Here is a 20,007-nt window from a genome sequence, read left to right on the forward strand (position 1 = left end):
CTATTTATCGGCCGCACGCATAGCTTTGCGCGTTTCTTTAATTTCGTTTTCTATTGACTCTAATTGTTTTTCAAGGTGTGAAACATCGTTACCCGTACTGCCGAGTTTTTCAATATCACCTTGTAATCGGATATATGTAGATTTCAGTTCAAGTAATTGATCGTTCAAATTCATTGAGAACACCTCTTTCATACATGTATCATATCATAATAGGGATTGGTAAATTAATTCATTTGTTAGTGAATTTTGAACGAATGGATAGCAAACCAAAATAACACTTGAAAACACGAACTTTAATGTATATTATTGAAACATAGTTCGGGTGTGAGGAGAATCGTTGTGCAGGTTAAGTTATTGAAGAAGTGGTTGTATTTCTTTTATGGTTTAGTCGTTTTGGCACTCGGTGTCGGATTAACGATAAAAGGACAGATGTGGGGGCTTGGCTCGTGGGATGTCCTGCATTACGGACTGTATACAACGTTTGGTCTAACCGTTGGATCCTGGGCAATTATCGTCGGAATTATCATCGTAGTCGCGACTGCGATCGGTACGAGAAAGTGGCCGCAACTCGGCGTGTACGTCAACTTATTTACAGTCGGGGTATTCATTGATGTTTTCTTATTTATTCTACCCGACGTCGAAGGTTGGTTATTACACAGTATATTTTACATGCTTGGTGTGATCATTTTATCTTACGGTATCGCAACGTATATCTCACCGAATCTCGGTGCAGGTCCGCGCGATAGTTTGATGTTGTTAATTGCAGACAAGTTTAATTTGAAGATTTCAACTTCACGAAACCTCATGGAGTTGTTCGCTGCAACATCAGGTTTCTTGCTTGGTGGTCCGGTGTTTATCGGTACGTTGTTCATCATTTTATTTTTAGGTAAGTGCATAGAGTTGTGGTTGCCAGTAACTCGCAGCCTACTCGTTAAGTTTCTCGGCAGTGACGATCCGTCAATCATTCGGATAAAAAATCAAACAAGCTATAAGAAAAGAGGCGTACAATGAAGAAGTACTTTAATTTTGAAGAGTTAGGAACGAATTATCGCCGTGAGATTATCGGTGGGATCACGACATTTCTCTCTATGGCATACATACTCGCGGTCAACCCATCGATCTTATCGTTGCAAGGTGTCGATGGTATACCGGATTCAATGCGCATGGATATGGGTGCGGTATTCGTAGCGACAGCTATTGCCGCATTTGTCGGATGTTTAATTATGGGGCTTTATGCCAAGTTCCCGATAGCAGTCGCTCCCGGTATGGGTCTCAACGCATTCTTCGCATTCACAGTTGTATTAGCGATGGGTATTCCGTGGCAAACAGCTTTAACCGGCGTTATGTTCTCGGGTATCATCTTCATGTTACTCACAGTTGCCGGGCTTAGAGAATACATAATCAATGCGATACCGATGGAGTTAAAGATGGCCGTCAGTGCCGGTATCGGATTTTTCATTACATTTGTTGGTCTGCAAGGTGCGGGACTTATCGTTGCGGATGATGCGACGCTCGTCGCACTGGGTGACATTAAAAGTTCAACAGTCTTACTCTCTGTTGCAGGTCTCGTCATCACAGTGATCTTAATGTCTCGTAAAGTGAAAGGTGCCGTATTTTTCGGTATGATTACGACGGCGATCATCGGTTTAATCTTCGGATTAGTACCGACGCCAACAGCGATCTTTAGTGCAGCACCAAGCATAGCACCTACTTTCGGTGCAGCGTTTGAAGCATTTGCTGACCCAGCACAACTCTTTACGATCCAGTTCTTAATCGTCATGTTAACATTCTTATTCGTTGACTTCTTCGATACGGCAGGTACGTTAGTAGGGGTTGCTTCACAGGCGGGATTAATCAAAGACAATAAATTGCCAGGTGCTCAAAAAGCATTGTTAGCAGATGCGACAGCAACGGTAACGGGTTCTATCTTCGGTACGTCGACAGTAACGAGTTATGTTGAGTCAACAGCGGGTGTTGCAGCAGGCGCAAGAACAGGTTTTGCTGCAGTCGTAACCGGTGTGTTATTCTTACTCGCGATATTTATCTCACCGCTGATCGTTATGTTTACACCAGAAGTTACTGCGCCAGCACTGATCATTGTCGGTGCACTGATGGCATCGAACTTGGCGAAGATCAGGTGGACTGAATTTGAAATTGCATTGCCTGCATTCATTACGATATTTGTTATGCCGCTTTCATATAGTATCGCAACAGGTATCGCAACAGGATTTATTTTCTATCCAATCGCGATGATTATGGCGGGTCGTAGAAAGGAAATACATCCTGTTATGTATGGACTTTTCGTCATATTCGTATTATACTTTATCTTCCTAGAATGATAGTTTCTACTATATAATATGCAAAACAAAAATTTCATATAAAAATATATTTTTAAAAAGGTGAAAAAATCTTCTATAAACAGTTGATTTCTTCACCTTTTTCGTGTAATATATTTAACGTTGGACTTTAAGTAGGGACCAATGTGTCCTTTTTACCCAAAACCTTATGAATATAAGGTTACTAATCGATGAAGCGAGAGGTTACTGATACACACGGCCGAGTTGCCATGGCGAAGTGGTAGCAGAAAATTTTCGTGGAGAAGTCTATCAACAAATGATGACGACTATAAAGGAGGTTAAATAATGGCAAAGCAAAAAATTCGTATTCGTTTAAAAGCGTATGATCACAGAGTGTTGGATCAATCAGCAGAGAAGATTGTAGAGACTGCGAAACGTTCAGGTGCAGAAGTAAGCGGACCAATTCCATTACCAACTGAAAAAACAATCTACACAATCTTACGTTCGTACCACATCTACAAGTATTCTCGTGAGCAATTCGAACAACGTACGCACAAACGTCTAATCGACATTTTAAACCCTACACCGAAAACAGTGGATGCTCTAATGGGCTTAAATTTACCATCAGGTGTAGACATCGAAATTAAATTATAATCAGGAGGTGGACTTTCGATGACCAAAGGAATCTTAGGTAAAAAAATCGGTATGACTCAAGTGTTCGGTGAGAACGGTGAGTTAATACCAGTAACAGTAGTAGAAGTTAGCGGTAACGTAGTAATGCAAAAGAAAACTGAAGAAACAGACGGTTACAACGCATTGCAAATCGGTTACGGAGACAAAAGAGACTATTTAGCAAGCGCGAGAAGTAACAAGTATGCAAACAGAGCAGAACAGGGGCACGCGAAAAAATCGGGTGCAACGCCTAAGCGCTTCGTACGTGAATTCACAGACATCGACTTAGATGGTCTTGAATTAGGTCAAGAAGTCCCTGTAGATACATTTGCTGCAGGCGACGTCGTTGATGTTACGGGTGTTTCTAAAGGTAAAGGTTTCCAAGGTAACATTAAGCGTCACAACCATGCACGTGGACCAATGAGTCACGGTTCTCGCTTCCACAGAAGTACAGGATCAATCGGTATGGCTGCAGACCCAGCTAAAATTCAAAAAGGTAAAGCAATGCCAGGCCGCATGGGCGGAGAGCAAGTAACTTTACAGAATTTAGAAGTTGTTAAAGTAGACGTAGAAAACGGCGTTGTCCTTATTAAAGGTAACGTTCCAGGACCTAGAAAAGGTTTTGTGAAAATTCAATCAGCAACGAAAAGGAAAGAACAATAATTGAGTCTTTGAGGAAGGGAGGATAATTATGTCAAACATTGATGTTTTATCTAGAGAAGGTAAAAAAGTAAATACAATTGAATTGAATGAAGAAATTTTTGGAATTGAACCAAATCAACATGTATTGTTTGAAGCGGTAAACCTACAGCGTGCATCATTACGCAGTGGTACACACAAAGTGAAAAACCGTGGTGAAGTACGTGGCGGTGGTAGAAAGCCATTCAGACAAAAAGGTACTGGTAGAGCACGTCAAGGTACATTAACTGCACCGAATATGCGCAGCGGTGGTGTTGTGTTCGGTCCAACGCCAAGAAAGTACGGATATAAAATGCCGAAGAAGATGCGCCGTTTAGCACTTCGTTCAGCAATCTCAGCGAAAGTACAAGAAGATGCATTCGTAGCACTTGAAAACTTTACGCTTGATGCACCAAAAACAAAAGATATGATCAGCGTGTTTAACAACCTTGATGCAAACAAGAAAGTCTTACTTGTTTTAGAAAATGAGGATGTAAACATTGAATTATCTTCAAGAAATATTACAGGTGTTACTGTGTTAACACCGGAACAGTTAAATGTTCTAGATATTCTTTCTGCTAATCGTGTCATCTTTACTGAAGGTGCAATTTCTAAAGCAGAGGAGGTACTTCTCTAATGGAAGCACGCGATATTATTAAACGCCCGGTGATTACTGAATCATCAGCAGCGGCAATGGAATTAGACAAGTATACATTTGATGTTGATGTTCGTGCGAACAAAACTCAAGTGAAACACGCAATCGAAGAGATCTTCGATGTAACAGTTGAAAAAGTAAACATTATGAACGTTAAGCCGAAGAAAAAACGCATGGGTCGTTATGTCGGTTATACAAACAGAAGAAGAAAAGCGATTGTGACACTATCAGAAGGTACAATCGACTTACTATAAACAATTGATACCATTAAGGAGGTAATGAGCAGATGGCATTGAAAAAATATAAGCCAACCACGAATGCTCGTCGTAATATGACAAGCTTGGACTTTGCCGAAATCACTTCGACAACGCCTGAAAAGTCATTATTACAACCGCTACCGAAAAGAGCGGGGAGAAACAATCAAGGTAAAATCACAGTGCGTCATCACGGCGGAGGACACAAACGTCAATACCGCGTGATCGACTTCAAGAGAAATAAAGATAACGTACCAGCGACAGTTGCAACAATCGAGTACGATCCAAACCGTTCAGCAAACATTGCATTGTTACATTATGCGGATGGAGAAAAAAGATACATCATCGCACCTAAAGGAATTACTGTAGGAACTGAAGTGATGAGTGGAACGGATGCAGACATTAAATTAGGTAACGCGTTACCTTTATCTGATATCCCAGTTGGTACAGTCGTACACAACATCGAATTAAAACCTGGTCGTGGTGGACAGTTAGTCCGTTCGGCAGGAGCGAGTGCACAGGTACTTGGTAAAGAAGGTAAATACGTACTTGTCAGATTAGGTTCTGGTGAAGTTCGTATGATTCTTGCAACTTGCCGTGCAACAATCGGTGCAGTTGGTAACGAGCAGCATGAACTTGTTAACATCGGTAAAGCCGGTCGTTCAAGATGGATGCGCAAGCGTCCGACAGTTCGTGGTTCTGTAATGAACCCTAACGATCACCCACACGGTGGTGGTGAAGGTCGTGCGCCAATCGGTCGTCCGTCTCCAATGTCACCATGGGGTAAACCTACTCTTGGTAAGAAGACAAGAAAAGGTAAAAACCGTTCAAACAAATTAATCGTAAGAAAACGTAAGAAATAATAAGTTGCGCAAGCGCTAAGCTTGCGTGAACTACTTAAGAAGGAGGCCACATAATGGCACGTAGTCTTAAAAAAGGACCTTTCGTCGATGATCATCTTATGAAAAAAGTTGAGAACATGAACGAAGGCAACAAAAAAAGCGTAATTAAAACTTGGTCACGTCGCTCAACAATCTTCCCTAACTTCATCGGTCATACAATCGCTGTATACGATGGACGTAAACACGTACCGGTGTTTATCACAGAAGACATGGTGGGTCACAAACTTGGAGAGTTCGCACCAACAAGAACTTTCAAAGGCCACGGCGACGACGATAAAAAGACGAAGAGATAAGATAATTTTTTATTGAGGAGGAACGAGACATATGCAAGCGAAAGCGAAAGTGAGAACAGTTCGAATCGCACCGCGTAAAGTAAGAATGGTTTTAGACCTAGTTCGCGGTAAAGAAGTACAAGAAGCATTAGCGATTTTGCAACTGACAAATAAAAGAACGTCTCCAGTTGTTGAGAAGTTAATCAAATCAGCTGTAGCAAATGCTGAGCACAACTATGACATGGACATTGACAGCCTGTTTGTATCTGAAATATATGCAGATGAAGGACCGACGTTGAAACGTTTCCGTCCACGTGCAAAAGGTAGTGCATCTAGAATCAACAAGAGAACATCACATATCACTGTTGTATTAGAAGAGTTTGATTATGTTGAAGAAGATGAAGTAGAGGCACCTGTTGAAACGACTGAAGAAGATGCAGTAGAAGAAACAGAAGAAGCTAATAACCAACCTGCAGATGCAGCGGTTGAAGAAGAAACAGCAACTGAAGCAGACACTGAAGAAAAAACAAGCAAAGCATAATTTAAGGAGGGAATTAGTTTGGGTCAAAAGATTAATCCTATTGGTTTCCGTACAGGCGTCATTCGTGATTGGGAAGCAAATTGGTATGCAGACAAAGAATTTGCAACGCTTTTACATGAAGACTTAAAAGTACGTGAATATATTGAGAAAAATTTAGTAGATGCTGCAGTTTCTAAAGTTGAGATCGAACGTGCAGCAAACCGTGTGAACATTACGCTTCATACTGGTAAACCGGGCATGGTAATTGGTAAAGGTGGTAGCGAAATCGATAAACTTCGCAACGCTTTAACTCAATTAACAAACAAAAAAGTACATATCAATGTGATCGAAGTGAAGAAAATTGATATGGATGCAAAATTAGTAGCAGAAAACATCGCGCGTCAATTAGAAAACCGCGTGTCGTTCAGAAGAGCGCAAAAACAAGCATTACAACGTGCTATGAAAGCTGGCGCTAAAGGTATTAAAACACAAGTTTCAGGTCGTCTTGGCGGTGCGGATATCGCACGTGCAGAAGGTTACAGTGAAGGTACAGTACCACTCCATACACTTCGTGCTGACATCGATTATGCTCACGAAGAAGCAGACACTACTTATGGTAAGTTAGGCGTTAAAGTATGGATCTACCGTGGAGAAGTTCTTCCTGTTAAGAAAAATAGCAAGTAAGGAGGACAATTAAATGTTATTACCGAAAAGAGTAAAGTATCGTCGTCAACACCGTCCAGATACTAAAGGACGTTCAAAAGGCGGTAACCAAGTTAACTTTGGTGAATATGGATTACAAGCGACAACGACGTCAAGAATTACGTCGAGACAAATAGAGTCAGCGCGTATCGCGATGACACGTTTCATGAAGCGTGGCGGTAAAGTGTGGATCAACATTTTCCCACATACACCATACACGAAAAAACCTCTTGAAGTACGTATGGGTTCAGGTAAAGGTGCTGTCGAAGGATGGGTAGCGGTTGTAAAACCTGGTCGCGTTATGTTCGAGGTTGCAGGTGTAGAAGAAGAGGTAGCGAGAGAAGCACTCCGTTTAGCGAGTCACAAACTACCTGTTAAAACTAAAATTGTTAAACGTCAAGAATTAGGTGGTGATACGAATGAAAGCTAATGAAATCCGCGATTTATCAACAACGGAAATCGAAACAAATGTCAAAGAATTAAAAGAAGAATTGTTTAACTTACGCTTTCAACTAGCTACAGGTCAGCTAGAGAACACTGCTCGTATCAAAGAGGTAAGAAAAACAATTGCACGCATGAAAACGACGATTCGTGCGCGTGAACTTGACGCAGCTAAAGATAACCAATAATTAAGGGAGGTAATCATTGTGGAAGAAAACACTCAAAAAGAACAAAAAACGTACCAAGGTCGTGTTGTGTCTGACAAAATGGACAAAACAATCTCAGTATTGATCGAAACGTACAAAAAACATCCGATTATTGGTAAACGTGTTAAGTATTCTAAAAAGTACAAAGCACATGATGAAAACAACTCTGCGAAAATGGGCGACATCGTAAGAATTGAAGCTACACGTCCACTTTCTGCAACTAAGCGTTATCGTTTAGTAGAGATCGTAGAAGAATCAGTAATTATTTAATTTAATCGAACAAAGGAGGTTGCAACATGATCCAGACTGAATCACGCTTGAAAGTAGCAGACAACTCTGGTGCGCGTGAAGTGCTCGCAATTAAAGTACTTGGCGGAACTGGTCGTAAAACTGCGAACATTGGTGATGTAATCGTTGCATCTGTAAAACATGCAACACCAGGCGGCGTTGTTAAAAAAGGCGAAGTCGTTAAAGCTGTTATCGTTAGAACTAAATCTGGTGTACGCCGTGAAGATGGTTCTTATATAAAATTTGATGAAAATGCATGTGTCATTATCCGTGATGACAAAGGTCCAAGAGGTACACGTATCTTTGGTCCAGTCGCACGTGAACTACGTGAAGGTAACTTCATGAAGATCGTGTCACTTGCACCAGAAGTACTATAATAAAGGAGGTCAGACGATATGCACGTAAGAAGTGGAGATAAAGTCGTTGTAATCAGCGGTAAAGATAAAGGCAAAACTGGCGTTGTACTTACAGCTTTCCCTAAAAAGGATCGCGTGATCGTAGAAGGCGTTAACATCATGAAAAAACACCAAAAACCATCACAGATGAATCCTGAGGGCGGAATCTTAGAAACAGAAGCGCCGATCCATGTATCGAATGTTATGCACGTTGACCCTGAGAGTGGAGAACGTACACGTGTGCGTTTCGATATAAAAGATGATGGAAGCAAAGTAAGAGTTGCAGTTAAGTCAGGTAAAGAATTACCGACATCGAACGATAGAAAGTAATAGTTCAGAGAGGAGGTCCACGAGATGGCTCGTTTAAAAGAAAGATATGATGAAACAATCAAAAATTCACTAGTTGAAAAATTTAATTACTCATCAGTAATGCAAGCACCAAAAATTGAAAAAATCGTTGTGAACATGGGTGTAGGTGATGCAGTTCAAAACGCAAAGGTATTAGATACTGCTGTTGAAGAACTTCAAGCAATCACTGGTCAAAAACCACTTGTCACAAAAGCTAGAAAATCAATCGCAACATTCCGTTTACGTGAAGGTATGCCAATCGGAGCGAAAGTAACATTACGCGGTGAGAGAATGTATGAGTTCTTAGATAAGCTTGTAGCAGTTGCACTTCCACGTGTTCGTGACTTTAGAGGTGTATCTAAAAAAGCATTTGATGGTCGTGGTAACTACACGTTAGGTATTAAAGAGCAAATTATCTTCCCAGAAATTGATTACGATAAAGTATCAAAAGTACGCGGTATGGACATCGTTATTGTAACGACTGCAAACACAGACGAAGAAGCGCGTGAGTTATTAACTCAATTTGGTATGCCGTTTCAAAAGTAATTAATAAGGAGGCGATATTGTGGCTAAAAAATCAATGATCGCAAAGCAAAAGAAAGAACAAAAATTCAAAGTAAGAGAATATACACGTTGTGAGCGTTGTGGTCGACCACACTCAGTAATTCGTAAATTCAAACTTTGCCGTATCTGTTTCCGTGAACTTGCTTATAAAGGCCAGATTCCTGGTGTTAAAAAGGCAAGCTGGTAAGCCGTATAATTCGAAAGGAGGCAACTCATAATGACAATGACAGACCCAATAGCGGATATGCTAACTCGCATTAGAAATGCAAACATTGTAAAACACGACGTTTTAGAAATCCCTGCATCAAACATTAAAAAAGAGATTGCAGAAATTCTAAAAGCTGAAGGTTTTATCAAAAATGTTGAATATATTGAAGATGACAAACAAGGTATCATTCGTGTGTTCTTAAAATATGGTGTTAAAGAAGAGCGTGTAATCACAGGATTAAAACGTATCTCTAAACCAGGTTTAAGAGTATATGCAAAGCGCGAAGAGCTACCAAAAGTACTTAACGGTTTAGGTGTTGCATTGATTTCAACATCTGAAGGTGTACTTACTGATAAAGAAGCACGTAAAAGAAATGTCGGCGGCGAAGTACTCGCTTACGTCTGGTAAAAATCAAGGAGGTGCAAAGCAATGAGTCGTGTTGGTAAAAAAGTAATCGAAGTACCTAAAGATGTAGAAGTTACAATCGACGGTACACACGTTACAGTTAAAGGTCCTAAAGGGGAACTTTCAAACACTTTCCACGAGGAAATGACATACAATTTAGAAGATGGTCAATTAGAAGTTGTTCGTCCAAGTGATTCTAAAGAGCACAGAATGCACCATGGAACGACACGTGCGTTATTAAACAACATGGTTGAGGGTGTCTCTAAAGGATTCGTGAAAGAATTAGAACTAGTCGGTGTTGGTTACCGTGCACAAATGCAAGGGAACAAACTTGTGCTAAGCGTTGGTCTTTCACACCCAGTTGAATTTGTATCGGGTGATAACTTAACAATCTCTGTTGAGAAAAACACTCAGATCAAAATCGAAGGAAACAACAAAGAGGAAGTTGGAGCACTTGCTTCAAATATCCGCAAAGTACGTCCACCAGAGCCTTACAAAGGTAAAGGTATTCGCTACAAAGGTGAACACATCCGTCGTAAAGAAGGTAAAACTGGTAAATAATTAATAGTGAGGAGTGACATGAATGATCGCTAAAATTGATAAAAACAAAGTGCGTCGTAAGCGTCACGGACGAGTTAGAAATAAATTGTCTGGTACAGCAGAAAGACCACGTTTAAACGTATATCGTTCAAACAAACATATTTACGCACAAGTGATTAACGATGTTGATCAAGTAACTTTAGCAAGTGCCTCTACTAAAGATCCAGCGTTTACTTTAGAACTCGGATCAAATATTGAAGCAGCAAAAGTTGTTGGTGAGCTCGTTGCAAAACGTGCAAAAGAAAATGGTGTTGACACAGTGGTATTTGACCGCGGTGGCTATTTATATCATGGACGTGTGAAAGCATTGGCTGATGCAGCACGTGAAAACGGATTAGAATTTTAATCGAAGGAGGTAAAAACATGGCTCGTAGAGAAAGAGAACCACAAGAATTTGAAGAACGTGTTGTTACGATTAACCGTATTGCAAAAGTTGTAAAAGGTGGTCGTCGTTTCCGTTTCTCTGCTTTAGTAGTAGTAGGGGATAGAAAAGGTCGCGTTGGATTCGGTACAGGTAAAGCACAAGAAGTACCTGAAGCGATTAAGAAAGCAATCGAAGCTGCGAAGAAAGATCTTGTAGAAGTACCTCTAGTTGATGGTACAATTCCACATGAGATCATTGGTACATTCAGTTCTGGCCGCGTATTCATGAAGCCTGCTGCTCCAGGTACTGGGGTTATCGCTGGTGGTCCAGTTCGTGCGGTACTTGAACTTGCTGGTGTAACAGATATCTTAAGTAAATCATTAGGTGCGAATACACCAATTAACGTAGTTCGTGCAACAATGACTGGATTAACTGAACTTAAAAACGCTGAAGATGTTGCTAAACTTCGCGGAAAAACAGTTGAAGAGTTATTAAACTAATTAAAGTGAGGAGGGATTCCGTTGGCACAAATTAAAGTTACCCTCATTAAAAGTGTAATTGGGAAACCAGAAACGCAAAGAAAAACAGTTGAATCTTTAGGATTCACAAAGTTAAATCAGACGAAAGTCTTTGAAGATACACCTCAAGTAAGAGGTCAAGTGAATAAAGTAGGACATATGCTTTCTGTAGAAGAAGCATAAATGATATTATGTACAAGGAGGTGCTCACATGAAATTACATGAGTTAAAGCCTGTAGAAGGTGCACGTAAGAATCGTAAACGTGTTGGGCGTGGTATGTCATCTGGTCATGGTAAGACAGCAGGTCGTGGTCATGACGGACAAAATTCACGTTCAGGCGGTGGCGTAGGTCCTGTGTTCGAAGGTGGTCAATTACCATTATTCCGCAGAATTCCTAAACGTGGATTCAACAACATCAACCGTAAAGAATATGCAATTGTTAATTTAGATGACTTAAATCGCTTTGACGAAGGAACAGAAGTTACTCCGGCTCTTATGATCGAGAACGGTCTTGTTAAAAAAGAAAAATCTGGCATTAAAGTGTTAGGTAACGGTAAACTCGAGAAGAAGTTAACGATTAAAGCTCATAGATTTTCTACTTCAGCTGCAAAGGCAATTGAGGAACAGGGCGGAAATTACGAGGTGATCTAATCATGTTCGGAACGATTTTGAACTTTTTTAGAATCCAAGAAATTCGCAACAAGATTTTCTTTACGCTTGCTATGTTAATTGTGTTCAAAATTGGTACATTCATCCCTGTTCCAGGGGTAGACCCATCAGTATTTGATATGGGTGCTGGTCAAGGCGGTGTCCTTGATTTGATGAATACATTCGGTGGTGGTGCACTGATGAACTTCTCTGTGTTTGCCATGGGTATTATGCCTTACATCACAGCGAGCATCGTCGTGCAGTTATTACAACTTGATGTCGTACCAAAATTTGCTGAATGGGCAAGACAAGGTGAAGTGGGTCGACGTAAATTAACACAATTTACACGTTATTTCACAATCGTTTTAGCATTCATTCAGTCGATCGGTATGTCATACGCATTTAACCAAATGTTCGATGGTATGCTGATTGAAGATAATAATATCGCTGCGTATTTAATCATTGCGATTGTACTGACAACTGGTACAGCGTTCTTAATGTGGTTAGGTGAGCAGATTACAACACACGGTGTTGGAAATGGTATTTCAATTATTATCGCTGCTGGTATTTTAGCGATGATGCCTAACGCAATGCTTCAATATTATCAACAGCGTTTCGTAGGTGCTGATGATATTACGATGGCAGTACTTGAGTTATTAGGTCTTATCGTCTTTGTATTATTATTAACAGCATTTGTCGTCTTTATCTTACAAGCTGTGAGAAAGATTCCTGTACAATATGCAAAGCGTCAAAGTGTTGGTAAAGGGCTTGCGCCTAAATCAACGTATCTTCCGTTAAAAGTTAACCCTGCAGGGGTTATCCCAGTAATCTTTGCGATGGCATTCTTTATGATGCCGCAAACATTGACGTTGTTATTCCCGGATTCAGAATTTGCACAGACGATTTCTCGTTTTGCAGATCCATCTGACAGCATTGGAATAATCTTCTATGTCGTATTGATTATTGCGTTTACTTATTTCTATTCATTTGTACAAGTGAATCCAGAAAAAATGGCAGATAACTTAAGAAACCAAGGTAGTTATATCCCGGGTATTCGTCCTGGTAAGTCGACACAAACGTATATTACGTCGGTACTTTATCGATTGGTATTTGTCGGTTCAATATTCTTAGCATTCGTTGCTATTTTACCGATTTTCCTCGGTGGATTATTAGACCTTCCACCATCATTACAAATTGGTGGTACGAGCTTGCTAATCGTTGTCGGTGTCGTATTAAATATATTCTTGTCACTTCAGGGTACAGCGGATCAAAAGGCGTACCGCGGCTTTACTAAACGCGGCTAGGAGGAACTTTTTAAATGAATATTATAATCATGGGACTTCCTGGTGCCGGCAAAGGTACTCAGGCAGAAAAAATCATTCAGGAATTTCAAATTCCTCATATCTCGACTGGGGATATGTTCCGTCTTGCAATGAAACAGGAAACTGAATTGGGGTTAAAAGCAAAATCTTACATGGACAATGGAGATTTAGTACCCAATGAAGTAACGATTGGCATTGTTAAAGAACGTCTCAGTCAGAGTGATGCCAAAGAAGGATTCTTATTAGATGGTTTCCCAAGAACGATTGAACAAGCTGAAGCTTTAAACGACATTATGAAAGAGTTAAATACGAGTATTGATCGCACGATTTTTATCGATGTACCTGAAGAGGAATTGATGAATCGTCTAACGGGTCGTCGTATTTGTTCGTCATGTGGAAAAGCGTACCATCTCGTTTTCAATCCACCTAAAGTTGAAGGTGTTTGTGATTTGGATGGGGCGAAATTATATCAACGTGATGATGACAATCCTGAAACAGTGGCGAATCGTTTAGAAGTGAATGTGAAGCAAACACAACCACTCATTGATTTTTATAAAGATCAAGGCGTATTCGTGAATGTAGATGGAGCGCGTGATATCGATGAAGTTTTCAGTGATGTTGCTGATATTCTCAAAAACATTTAATTCACCTGACTTTAGGTGGATCTAAACGCACATTTAACTTTTGCGCACGCATCATGACGTTAGTGTTTGCGAGGTTATCACCTAAAGTAAAATTTTTTCTAGAATAGGGGGATTAATAATTGAGTAAACAAGATGTTATTGAACTAGAAGGCACAGTATTAGATACTTTACCAAATGCGATGTTCAAAGTAGAACTCGAAAATGGTCATGAGATTTTAGCTCATGTTTCAGGTAAAATTCGAATGAACTACATTAGAATTCTTCCTGGCGATAAAGTAACTGTAGAAATGTCTCCGTATGACTTAACACGTGGTAGAATCACGTATCGATTCAAATAAGAACTCCATCTTATTCAAGGAGGTAAAAGATATGAAAGTAAGACCATCGGTTAAACCGATTTGTGAAAAATGTAAAGTTATTCGCAGAAAAGGGAAAGTAATGGTTATCTGTGAAAACCCTAAGCATAAACAGAAGCAAGGATAATATTTAATCAGGAGGTGTAATATATGGCTCGTATAGCAGGTGTAGACGTACCACGCGACAAACGCGTTGTTATTTCATTAACTTACATTTATGGTATTGGGAACACGCGTTCAGCTGAAATTCTTAAAGAAGCGCAAGTCGATGAAAGTACACGTGTAAAAGATTTAACAGAAGATGAGTTAAACAAAATCCGTGAAATCATTGATGGATACAAAATCGAAGGTGACTTACGTCGTGAAACGAACTTAAACGTTAAGCGTTTAATGGAGATTGCTTCTTACAGAGGTATTCGCCACCGTCGTGGATTACCAGTCCGTGGACAAAAGACTAAAAACAACGCACGTACGCGTAAAGGTCCAGTTAAAACAGTAGCAAACAAGAAAAAATAATAAGTGAAGGAGGCTAATCATGGCTCGTAAACAACAAACATCTCGTAAACGTAGAGTGAAAAAGAATGTCGAAGCTGGTGTTGCACACATCCGTTCAACATTCAACAATACGATCGTCACTATTACAGACGAATATGGTAATGCATTATCATGGTCATCTGCTGGGGCATTAGGGTTCAAAGGTTCTAAAAAATCTACACCTTTCGCTGCGCAAATGGCATCTGAAACAGCAACTAAAGCTGCGATGGAACATGGTTTAAAAACTGTTGAAGTAACAGTTAAAGGTCCAGGTGCTGGTCGTGAAGCTGCAATTCGTGCTTTACAATCTGCTGGTTTAAGCATCACAGCAATCAAAGACGTTACGCCAGTTCCACACAATGGTTGTCGCCCACCGAAACGTCGCCGCGTATAATCGTTTAGTACATCAATAATAACTCGACGTTATAGGAAGGAAGTCTAGCAATGATTGAAATCGAAAAACCTAGAATTGAGACAGTAGAAACTTCGGAAGATTCTAAGTTCGGTAAGTTTGTTGTTGAACCATTAGAAAGAGGTTATGGGACAACACTTGGGAACTCCTTACGTCGCATTCTATTATCATCACTACCTGGAGCAGCTGTAAAAACAGTCGAAATCGAAGGCGTTTTACATGAGTTCTCAACAGTACCAGATGTAATAGAAGATGTTACGACAATCATCACAAACATTAAAAACTTAGCTTTAAAAATCTATTCTGATGAAGAAAAAACATTAGAGATTAATTTCAGTGGTGAAGGTGAAGTTACTGCAGGCGATATTACACACGACAGTGACGTTGAAATTTTAAATCGTGATTTAAAAATTGCAACAGTATCTGCAGGCGGATCTTTATCATTACGAATGACTGCTTCTCGTGGCCGTGGATATACGTTAGCAGAAGGCAATAACAAGGCTGATTTACCAATCGGTGTTATTCCTGTAGACTCAATCTTTACACCTGTTGAACGTGTAAACTACACTGTGGAGAACACGCGTGTCGGACAAATGACAAACTTTGATAAGTTGACATTAGATGTTTGGACAGACGGTTCAATTACACCACAGGAAAGTGTAGCACTTGCTGCGAAAATCATGACTGAACACTTAAATATTTTTGTGACACTTACTGATGAAGCACAGCATGCAGACATCATGATCGAAAAAGAAGAAGATCAAAAAGAAAAAGTACTCGAGATGTCAATCGAAGAGTTAGACCTATCAGTACGCTCGTATAACTGCTTAAAGCGTGCGGGTATTAATTCTGTTCAAGAATTAACAGATAAAACTGAAGCTGACATGATGAAAGTACGTAACTTAGGACGTAAATCATTAGAAGAAGTAAAGTTTAAATTAGAAGATCTCGGATTAGGTCTTAAACAAGAAGACTAGTGAAATAAGGAGGTTAAACAATGGCTTATAGAAAATTAGGACGCACATCTGATCAACGTAAAGCAATGTTAAGAAACCTTGCGACTTCATTGATCGTGAACGAGCGTGTCGTAACGACTGAAACTCGTGCGAAAGAATTAAGAAAAATTGTCGATAAATTAGTTACATTAGGTAAGCGTGGAGACTTAAGTGCACGTCGTCGTGCAGGTGAAACGTTATACAATGTACATTTAGAAACTGAAGATGGCACTGAGATTGATGCATTGCAAAAATTATTCAGTGATATCGCGCCGCGTTTTGAAGACCGCCAAGGTGGTTACACTTCAATTAAGAAGTTAGGTGCACGTCGTGGTGACGGTGCTGAACAAGTAATTATTGAATTTGTTGAAGGTGCAGTAGCTTCAGAAGAAAACTAATTTAAAAGCAGACTGAGCGTTATGATAAGTGGATGAGACAAAGAGAATTCCATCTTGTTTAGCTCGACGTACCCTGCATTAAACAGTAATAAATGACGCGTAACTCTATGCAGGGTACGCGCTTTTTTATGATTGTTAAAATGCAGTTAGCTGAATGATTAAAGCGATTTGATCATTGAGCTAATTTGCGTTTTATCCGGTGTGTAAAGGAGATGGGGAAATGATTGTCTTAAATGATGTGACATATAAATACGATGATTCAAGACGCGCTGCATTAGATAACGTTTCTCTTAGAATTGAACGCGGGGATTGGATCTCTATCGTCGGTGCGAATGGTTCGGGTAAAAGTACGCTCGTCAAGCTGCTCATGGGTATACTCGAAACGTATGAAGGTGACGTATCTATCAATGGCATAAAAGTCACTGAAGAAAATACGCGGGCGTTGCATAAGAACTTCTCAATCGTACTGCAAAATCCGGACAATCAGTTCGTCGGTGCAACGGTAGAGGATGATGTGGCATTTTCGCTAGAAAATTTAGAAGTACCGCGCGAAGAGATGCTTGAAATTGTCGATACGGTACTACAAGAAGTCGGCATGTTGGAATATAAAAAACATGAACCATCACGATTATCTGGAGGACAAAAGCAACGCATTGCAATAGCGAGTGCGTTGGCGACAGATCCAGATGTATTAATTCTCGATGAAGCGACGAGCATGTTAGATCCCCAAGGAAGACGTGACGTATTAAAGTTAGTTCAAGCGGTTCACAAAAAGCGTAAGACGACGATTATCTACGTAACCCATGACCTCACTGAAGTGTTTAGAAGCGATGCAGTCATCGTTATGAATCAAGGGCAAGTGCGTTTAAAAGGTAGCGTCGATACAATCTATTCAAACCCACATATACTGGAAGAAAATAATTTAGTGTTGCCATTCGAGATAAAAATCTCAACGGCATTGCTTAACCAGTCGATCATGTCATATGCGAAGTTGGTAAGAAAACTATGATCAAAATCAATCAATTAATGAGTATATATAATCATAAAACACCGTTTGAATTCAAAGCGTTGCATGACGTCAACACGACGTTTGAACCAAATAAAATCCACGGGATTATTGGTCATACCGGCAGTGGTAAATCGACGTTCATTCAGCACCTAAACGCACTGTTATTACCAAGTTCAGGTGAAGTAATAATCGGAGATACAATCATCAATAAAAAAACTAAGGCAAAAGTCTTCCACAAGATTAGACGTTCCATAGGGATGGTCTTCCAGTTTCCTGAAAACCAACTCTTTGAAGAGACCGTTATGAAAGACGTCATGTTCGGTCCACTTAACATCGGCATTGATGAAGAAACTGCACGAAAAAATGCAGAGAAGTATTTAACACTACTCGGCATCGATGAAAGTGAATATGAAGCATCGCCATTTGAACTATCTGGTGGGCAGATGAGAAAAGTGGCGATTGCTGGTATTTTATCGATGGATCAAGACACGATTATCTTTGATGAACCGACAGCTGGACTCGACCCGAAAAGTCATATCGAAGTGATGGATTTAATATACAACCTAAATAGAGAACATGGGAAGACAATCATCTTAGTGAGTCATAATATGGATGACTGTTACCAGTATACCGACACAATCAAGATCTTCTCACACGGTGAAATCGTTTCAGAAGGTGACACAGTCGACATACTGCAAGATGAGGCATTGTTAACATCGATGAATTTAGAGTTGCCAAAAGTTGCACGATTAACAAAAGACCTCAAAGCGCGTGGATTTAATCCAAATCCGCCGCCAAGATCGACGGATGAGTTCATCTCTATGTACGATATGTGGAGGTCATCCCATGCTGAGTAAAGTACTGATCGGCCGCTACATCCCTGGAGACAGTGTCATTCACGCACTGGATCCACGTTCAAAGATATTGTTAACCGTCCTGTTTATGGTCATCGTCTTTCTAGCAAACAGCTGGGCGACATATATAACACTCATATTATTCGTACTGATCGTTACAAAAGTTGCAGGATTATCTATCAGATTCCTATTCGATGGACTAAAATTAATACTTGTGCTCTTTATCTTCACGTTTTTGATGCATGTGTTCCTGACAAAAGGTGGTACAGTACTCGTCGACGGTGGATTTTTCACAATCGAATCAGAGGGTATCATTACCGGTATCTTCATCACATTGCGCTTAACATTGCTCGTTGTTGTGACGACAATACTCACGCTAACAACAAGTCCAATCGAACTCACGCACGGCTTAGAACGCATGTTTCAGCCGTTAAAACGCATCGGCTTCCCAGTATCGGAAGTGGCGATGATGATGTCTATTTCACTAAGATTCATACCGACACTGATGGACGAGACAGAGAAGATCATAAAAGCACAAAGCGCAAGAGGCTCATCATTTAGAATGGGTGGTTTGAAAGAGCGATTCCAAGCACTACTATCGATATTCATCCCGCTATTCGTCTCAGCGTTCAAGCGTGCAGAGGAACTCGCAGTAGCGATGGATGTAAGAGGGTATAATGTCAAAGGCAAGAGAACAAGTTACCGTTTACTTGAATGGAAATCATCAGATACGATTGCCATCATCATTATGATCTTACTGGCAGCACTACTATTCGGATTGAGAGCAATCGGCCTATGAGAATATTAATCAACATGAGTTATAATGGCAAAGACTTTCACGGCTTCCAACACCAACCAGGCGAACGTACTGTTCAAGGAGAAATCGAAGCAATATTATCAGAAATGCATAAAACATTTACACGCATCCATCCAGCATCACGGACAGACCGTGGCGTTCATGCATTAGATCAATACATTCATTTTGATACCGAGCTCAACATCGAACCAACAAAGTGGGCGTATATACTAAACTCGAGATTGCCTGACGATATTTACATTAAATCAAGTGCAGAAGTATCCGAAGACTTCCATGTGAGATATGCGAAATCGAAGAAAACGTATCGCTACAAAATGTATACATCAGTACCAGACCCATTCAAAAATGGACTTGCCGTTCACATCGATAAAAATCTCGACATCAACAAGATGAACAATGCAGCACGACAGTTCATCGGCACACATGATTTTACAACATTCTCAAGTGCGAAAGCAGTCATCGAAAATAAAGTGAGACACATCTACCGATGTGATGTAGAAACGAATGACGATACGATAGAACTCGTCATCACCGGATCAGGATTCCTCTATAACATGGTGCGCATCATCGTTGCATACTTAATAGAAGTTGGAAGCGGTGCGCGTAAAGATGAAACAAAAGAACTACTTGAAGCAACAGATCGCACACGCATTCCGAGAACTGCACCAGCAGCTGGTTTATATTTAGAAGAAATAGATTATGGGTGGTAAATAAAAAGTCCTACAAAT

At 40.2% G+C, this 20,007-nt stretch carries 35 protein-coding genes and 1 pseudogene; 35 read left to right on the plus strand and 1 reads right to left on the minus strand.

Translation table 11 applies throughout. The features are described from left to right. Entirely contained in the window at positions 1-174 is a 174-nt protein-coding gene (locus BMW30_RS10560) for an SE1832 family protein (protein WP_180366222.1), read from the minus strand. Positions 175-339: 165 nt separating this feature from the next. Here BMW30_RS10560 and BMW30_RS04985 point away from each other — a divergent pair, with 165 nt between their 5' ends. The 35 genes and pseudogenes from BMW30_RS04985 (at position 340) to truA (ending at position 19,989) form a co-directional block, all read left to right on the plus strand. Further along, positions 340-1,011, plus strand: coding sequence for a YczE/YyaS/YitT family protein (locus BMW30_RS04985; protein ID WP_091474508.1), 672 nt, complete (start codon positions 340-342; stop codon positions 1,009-1,011). After that, on the plus strand, positions 1,008-2,339 hold the full coding sequence (locus BMW30_RS04990; protein WP_091474510.1) for an NCS2 family permease: 1,332 nt from the start codon (positions 1,008-1,010) through the stop codon (positions 2,337-2,339). The genes BMW30_RS04985 and BMW30_RS04990 overlap by 4 nt, the downstream gene beginning before the upstream one ends. 303 nt (positions 2,340-2,642) lie before the next feature. Continuing rightward, entirely contained in the window at positions 2,643-2,951 is a 309-nt protein-coding gene (rpsJ, locus tag BMW30_RS04995) for a 30S ribosomal protein S10 (RefSeq protein WP_091474512.1), read from the plus strand. 18 nt (positions 2,952-2,969) lie between these two features. Beyond that, positions 2,970-3,632: a 50S ribosomal protein L3 gene (rplC, locus tag BMW30_RS05000; protein WP_091474514.1), complete on the plus strand. Its 663-nt coding sequence runs from the start codon at positions 2,970-2,972 to the stop codon at positions 3,630-3,632. A gap of 28 nt (positions 3,633-3,660) precedes the next feature. Continuing rightward, positions 3,661-4,284, plus strand: a complete 624-nt coding sequence (gene rplD / locus BMW30_RS05005) for a 50S ribosomal protein L4 (protein WP_091474515.1) — start codon at positions 3,661-3,663, stop codon at positions 4,282-4,284. Next, positions 4,284-4,556 (plus strand): 50S ribosomal protein L23, encoded by a 273-nt coding sequence (gene rplW / locus BMW30_RS05010; RefSeq protein ID WP_091474517.1) that lies wholly within the window; start codon positions 4,284-4,286, stop codon positions 4,554-4,556. Before rplD ends, rplW begins: the two co-directional genes overlap by 1 nt. Before the next feature lie 32 nt (positions 4,557-4,588). Continuing rightward, positions 4,589-5,419: a 50S ribosomal protein L2 gene (gene rplB, locus BMW30_RS05015; protein WP_091474519.1), complete on the plus strand. Its 831-nt coding sequence runs from the start codon at positions 4,589-4,591 to the stop codon at positions 5,417-5,419. Positions 5,420-5,472: 53 nt separating this feature from the next. Next, the gene (gene rpsS / locus BMW30_RS05020) at positions 5,473-5,751 is read left to right on the plus strand and encodes a 30S ribosomal protein S19 (protein ID WP_091474521.1); all 279 of its coding nucleotides are present in this window, start codon (positions 5,473-5,475) and stop codon (positions 5,749-5,751) included. A 31-nt stretch (positions 5,752-5,782) separates the two neighbouring features. Next, a pseudogene (gene rplV, locus BMW30_RS05025) lies at positions 5,783-6,109 on the plus strand (50S ribosomal protein L22); the annotation flags it as partial. 180 nt (positions 6,110-6,289) lie between these two features. Next, positions 6,290-6,934 carry a 30S ribosomal protein S3 gene (gene rpsC, locus BMW30_RS05030; protein WP_091474525.1) on the plus strand — a complete coding sequence of 215 codons (645 nt, stop codon included), beginning with the start codon at positions 6,290-6,292 and terminating at the stop codon, positions 6,932-6,934. 13 nt (positions 6,935-6,947) lie between these two features. Then, positions 6,948-7,382, plus strand: a complete 435-nt coding sequence (gene rplP, locus BMW30_RS05035) for a 50S ribosomal protein L16 (protein WP_091474526.1) — start codon at positions 6,948-6,950, stop codon at positions 7,380-7,382. Further along, positions 7,372-7,581 carry a 50S ribosomal protein L29 gene (gene rpmC, locus BMW30_RS05040; protein ID WP_091474528.1) on the plus strand — a complete coding sequence of 70 codons (210 nt, stop codon included), beginning with the start codon at positions 7,372-7,374 and terminating at the stop codon, positions 7,579-7,581. Before rplP ends, rpmC begins: the two co-directional genes overlap by 11 nt. Before the next feature lie 18 nt (positions 7,582-7,599). Further along, a complete protein-coding gene (rpsQ, locus tag BMW30_RS05045) occupies positions 7,600-7,869 on the plus strand; it encodes a 30S ribosomal protein S17 (RefSeq protein ID WP_281242140.1) in 270 nt (89 codons plus the stop codon). Between the two features lie 26 nt (positions 7,870-7,895). Further along, the gene (gene rplN, locus BMW30_RS05050; protein WP_091474532.1) at positions 7,896-8,264 is read left to right on the plus strand and encodes a 50S ribosomal protein L14; all 369 of its coding nucleotides are present in this window, start codon (positions 7,896-7,898) and stop codon (positions 8,262-8,264) included. Between the two features lie 18 nt (positions 8,265-8,282). After that, positions 8,283-8,612, plus strand: a complete 330-nt coding sequence (gene rplX / locus BMW30_RS05055; protein ID WP_091474534.1) for a 50S ribosomal protein L24 — start codon at positions 8,283-8,285, stop codon at positions 8,610-8,612. A gap of 24 nt (positions 8,613-8,636) precedes the next feature. Next, positions 8,637-9,176, plus strand: a complete 540-nt coding sequence (gene rplE, locus BMW30_RS05060; protein ID WP_091474535.1) for a 50S ribosomal protein L5 — start codon at positions 8,637-8,639, stop codon at positions 9,174-9,176. A gap of 19 nt (positions 9,177-9,195) precedes the next feature. Then, complete coding sequence (locus tag BMW30_RS05065; protein ID WP_091474537.1) at positions 9,196-9,381, plus strand: type Z 30S ribosomal protein S14; 186 nt, start codon at positions 9,196-9,198, stop codon at positions 9,379-9,381. Between the two features lie 30 nt (positions 9,382-9,411). After that, positions 9,412-9,810, plus strand: a complete 399-nt coding sequence (gene rpsH, locus BMW30_RS05070; protein ID WP_091474539.1) for a 30S ribosomal protein S8 — start codon at positions 9,412-9,414, stop codon at positions 9,808-9,810. A gap of 21 nt (positions 9,811-9,831) precedes the next feature. Then, positions 9,832-10,368, plus strand: a complete 537-nt coding sequence (gene rplF / locus BMW30_RS05075; RefSeq protein WP_091474540.1) for a 50S ribosomal protein L6 — start codon at positions 9,832-9,834, stop codon at positions 10,366-10,368. Between the two features lie 22 nt (positions 10,369-10,390). Then, the gene (gene rplR / locus BMW30_RS05080; RefSeq protein WP_091474542.1) at positions 10,391-10,753 is read left to right on the plus strand and encodes a 50S ribosomal protein L18; all 363 of its coding nucleotides are present in this window, start codon (positions 10,391-10,393) and stop codon (positions 10,751-10,753) included. Between the two features lie 17 nt (positions 10,754-10,770). Continuing rightward, positions 10,771-11,271: a 30S ribosomal protein S5 gene (gene rpsE / locus BMW30_RS05085; protein ID WP_091474544.1), complete on the plus strand. Its 501-nt coding sequence runs from the start codon at positions 10,771-10,773 to the stop codon at positions 11,269-11,271. Positions 11,272-11,292: 21 nt separating this feature from the next. Then, a complete protein-coding gene (gene rpmD, locus BMW30_RS05090) occupies positions 11,293-11,472 on the plus strand; it encodes a 50S ribosomal protein L30 (protein WP_091474547.1) in 180 nt (59 codons plus the stop codon). 28 nt (positions 11,473-11,500) lie between these two features. Continuing rightward, positions 11,501-11,941, plus strand: coding sequence for a 50S ribosomal protein L15 (gene rplO / locus BMW30_RS05095; RefSeq protein WP_091474549.1), 441 nt, complete (start codon positions 11,501-11,503; stop codon positions 11,939-11,941). A gap of 2 nt (positions 11,942-11,943) precedes the next feature. After that, positions 11,944-13,242 carry a preprotein translocase subunit SecY gene (gene secY / locus BMW30_RS05100; protein WP_091474550.1) on the plus strand — a complete coding sequence of 433 codons (1,299 nt, stop codon included), beginning with the start codon at positions 11,944-11,946 and terminating at the stop codon, positions 13,240-13,242. A gap of 14 nt (positions 13,243-13,256) precedes the next feature. Continuing rightward, positions 13,257-13,904, plus strand: a complete 648-nt coding sequence (locus BMW30_RS05105) for an adenylate kinase (RefSeq protein ID WP_091474552.1) — start codon at positions 13,257-13,259, stop codon at positions 13,902-13,904. A 119-nt stretch (positions 13,905-14,023) separates the two neighbouring features. Next, positions 14,024-14,242 carry a translation initiation factor IF-1 gene (gene infA, locus BMW30_RS05110; RefSeq protein WP_017547668.1) on the plus strand — a complete coding sequence of 73 codons (219 nt, stop codon included), beginning with the start codon at positions 14,024-14,026 and terminating at the stop codon, positions 14,240-14,242. Between the two features lie 31 nt (positions 14,243-14,273). Further along, the gene (rpmJ, locus tag BMW30_RS05115; RefSeq protein ID WP_003156543.1) at positions 14,274-14,387 is read left to right on the plus strand and encodes a 50S ribosomal protein L36; all 114 of its coding nucleotides are present in this window, start codon (positions 14,274-14,276) and stop codon (positions 14,385-14,387) included. 23 nt (positions 14,388-14,410) lie between these two features. Further along, a complete protein-coding gene (rpsM, locus tag BMW30_RS05120; protein ID WP_091474554.1) occupies positions 14,411-14,776 on the plus strand; it encodes a 30S ribosomal protein S13 in 366 nt (121 codons plus the stop codon). A gap of 19 nt (positions 14,777-14,795) precedes the next feature. Beyond that, the gene (rpsK, locus tag BMW30_RS05125) at positions 14,796-15,188 is read left to right on the plus strand and encodes a 30S ribosomal protein S11 (protein WP_091474556.1); all 393 of its coding nucleotides are present in this window, start codon (positions 14,796-14,798) and stop codon (positions 15,186-15,188) included. Positions 15,189-15,238: 50 nt separating this feature from the next. Continuing rightward, positions 15,239-16,183 (plus strand): DNA-directed RNA polymerase subunit alpha, encoded by a 945-nt coding sequence (locus BMW30_RS05130; protein ID WP_091474558.1) that lies wholly within the window; start codon positions 15,239-15,241, stop codon positions 16,181-16,183. Positions 16,184-16,203: 20 nt separating this feature from the next. Next, complete coding sequence (gene rplQ, locus BMW30_RS05135; RefSeq protein ID WP_091474560.1) at positions 16,204-16,599, plus strand: 50S ribosomal protein L17; 396 nt, start codon at positions 16,204-16,206, stop codon at positions 16,597-16,599. Between the two features lie 220 nt (positions 16,600-16,819). Further along, positions 16,820-17,608 (plus strand): energy-coupling factor transporter ATPase, encoded by a 789-nt coding sequence (locus tag BMW30_RS05140; protein ID WP_091474562.1) that lies wholly within the window; start codon positions 16,820-16,822, stop codon positions 17,606-17,608. Next, on the plus strand, positions 17,605-18,465 hold the full coding sequence (locus BMW30_RS05145) for an energy-coupling factor transporter ATPase (RefSeq protein WP_091474563.1): 861 nt from the start codon (positions 17,605-17,607) through the stop codon (positions 18,463-18,465). Before BMW30_RS05140 ends, BMW30_RS05145 begins: the two co-directional genes overlap by 4 nt. Beyond that, positions 18,455-19,261 carry an energy-coupling factor transporter transmembrane component T family protein gene (locus tag BMW30_RS05150; RefSeq protein ID WP_091474565.1) on the plus strand — a complete coding sequence of 269 codons (807 nt, stop codon included), beginning with the start codon at positions 18,455-18,457 and terminating at the stop codon, positions 19,259-19,261. Before BMW30_RS05145 ends, BMW30_RS05150 begins: the two co-directional genes overlap by 11 nt. After that, positions 19,258-19,989, plus strand: coding sequence for a tRNA pseudouridine(38-40) synthase TruA (gene truA / locus BMW30_RS05155; protein WP_281242141.1), 732 nt, complete (start codon positions 19,258-19,260; stop codon positions 19,987-19,989). Before BMW30_RS05150 ends, truA begins: the two co-directional genes overlap by 4 nt. Positions 19,990-20,007 lie beyond the last annotated feature (18 nt).

The sequence above is a fragment of the Aliicoccus persicus genome, assembly GCF_900110815.1.
GTDB classification, from domain to species: domain Bacteria; phylum Bacillota; class Bacilli; order Staphylococcales; family Salinicoccaceae; genus Aliicoccus; species Aliicoccus persicus.

Coding starts and splice junctions, on each gene's coding strand:
- rplD (WP_091474515.1), top strand. CDS start 3,661: ATGTCAAACATTGATGTTTTATCTAGAGAAGGTAAAAAAGTAAATACA.
- rpsE (WP_091474544.1), top strand. CDS start 10,771: ATGGCTCGTAGAGAAAGAGAACCACAAGAATTTGAAGAACGTGTTGTT.
- rplF (WP_091474540.1), top strand. CDS start 9,832: ATGAGTCGTGTTGGTAAAAAAGTAATCGAAGTACCTAAAGATGTAGAA.
- rpmJ (WP_003156543.1), top strand. CDS start 14,274: ATGAAAGTAAGACCATCGGTTAAACCGATTTGTGAAAAATGTAAAGTT.
- rpsK (WP_091474556.1), top strand. CDS start 14,796: ATGGCTCGTAAACAACAAACATCTCGTAAACGTAGAGTGAAAAAGAAT.
- BMW30_RS05150 (WP_091474565.1), top strand. CDS start 18,455: ATGCTGAGTAAAGTACTGATCGGCCGCTACATCCCTGGAGACAGTGTC.
- BMW30_RS05130 (WP_091474558.1), top strand. CDS start 15,239: ATGATTGAAATCGAAAAACCTAGAATTGAGACAGTAGAAACTTCGGAA.
- rplO (WP_091474549.1), top strand. CDS start 11,501: ATGAAATTACATGAGTTAAAGCCTGTAGAAGGTGCACGTAAGAATCGT.
- secY (WP_091474550.1), top strand. CDS start 11,944: ATGTTCGGAACGATTTTGAACTTTTTTAGAATCCAAGAAATTCGCAAC.
- BMW30_RS05140 (WP_091474562.1), top strand. CDS start 16,820: ATGATTGTCTTAAATGATGTGACATATAAATACGATGATTCAAGACGC.
- rplR (WP_091474542.1), top strand. CDS start 10,391: ATGATCGCTAAAATTGATAAAAACAAAGTGCGTCGTAAGCGTCACGGA.
- rplN (WP_091474532.1), top strand. CDS start 7,896: ATGATCCAGACTGAATCACGCTTGAAAGTAGCAGACAACTCTGGTGCG.
- BMW30_RS10560 (WP_180366222.1), bottom strand. CDS start 174: ATGAATTTGAACGATCAATTACTTGAACTGAAATCTACATATATCCGA.
- rplE (WP_091474535.1), top strand. CDS start 8,637: ATGGCTCGTTTAAAAGAAAGATATGATGAAACAATCAAAAATTCACTA.
- rplW (WP_091474517.1), top strand. CDS start 4,284: ATGGAAGCACGCGATATTATTAAACGCCCGGTGATTACTGAATCATCA.
- rpsS (WP_091474521.1), top strand. CDS start 5,473: ATGGCACGTAGTCTTAAAAAAGGACCTTTCGTCGATGATCATCTTATG.
- rplC (WP_091474514.1), top strand. CDS start 2,970: ATGACCAAAGGAATCTTAGGTAAAAAAATCGGTATGACTCAAGTGTTC.
- rpsM (WP_091474554.1), top strand. CDS start 14,411: ATGGCTCGTATAGCAGGTGTAGACGTACCACGCGACAAACGCGTTGTT.
- BMW30_RS04990 (WP_091474510.1), top strand. CDS start 1,008: ATGAAGAAGTACTTTAATTTTGAAGAGTTAGGAACGAATTATCGCCGT.
- rpsJ (WP_091474512.1), top strand. CDS start 2,643: ATGGCAAAGCAAAAAATTCGTATTCGTTTAAAAGCGTATGATCACAGA.
- rplQ (WP_091474560.1), top strand. CDS start 16,204: ATGGCTTATAGAAAATTAGGACGCACATCTGATCAACGTAAAGCAATG.
- truA (WP_281242141.1), top strand. CDS start 19,258: ATGAGAATATTAATCAACATGAGTTATAATGGCAAAGACTTTCACGGC.
- BMW30_RS05105 (WP_091474552.1), top strand. CDS start 13,257: ATGAATATTATAATCATGGGACTTCCTGGTGCCGGCAAAGGTACTCAG.
- BMW30_RS05145 (WP_091474563.1), top strand. CDS start 17,605: ATGATCAAAATCAATCAATTAATGAGTATATATAATCATAAAACACCG.
- rpsH (WP_091474539.1), top strand. CDS start 9,412: ATGACAATGACAGACCCAATAGCGGATATGCTAACTCGCATTAGAAAT.
- rplB (WP_091474519.1), top strand. CDS start 4,589: ATGGCATTGAAAAAATATAAGCCAACCACGAATGCTCGTCGTAATATG.
- rplX (WP_091474534.1), top strand. CDS start 8,283: ATGCACGTAAGAAGTGGAGATAAAGTCGTTGTAATCAGCGGTAAAGAT.
- rplP (WP_091474526.1), top strand. CDS start 6,948: ATGTTATTACCGAAAAGAGTAAAGTATCGTCGTCAACACCGTCCAGAT.
- rpmC (WP_091474528.1), top strand. CDS start 7,372: ATGAAAGCTAATGAAATCCGCGATTTATCAACAACGGAAATCGAAACA.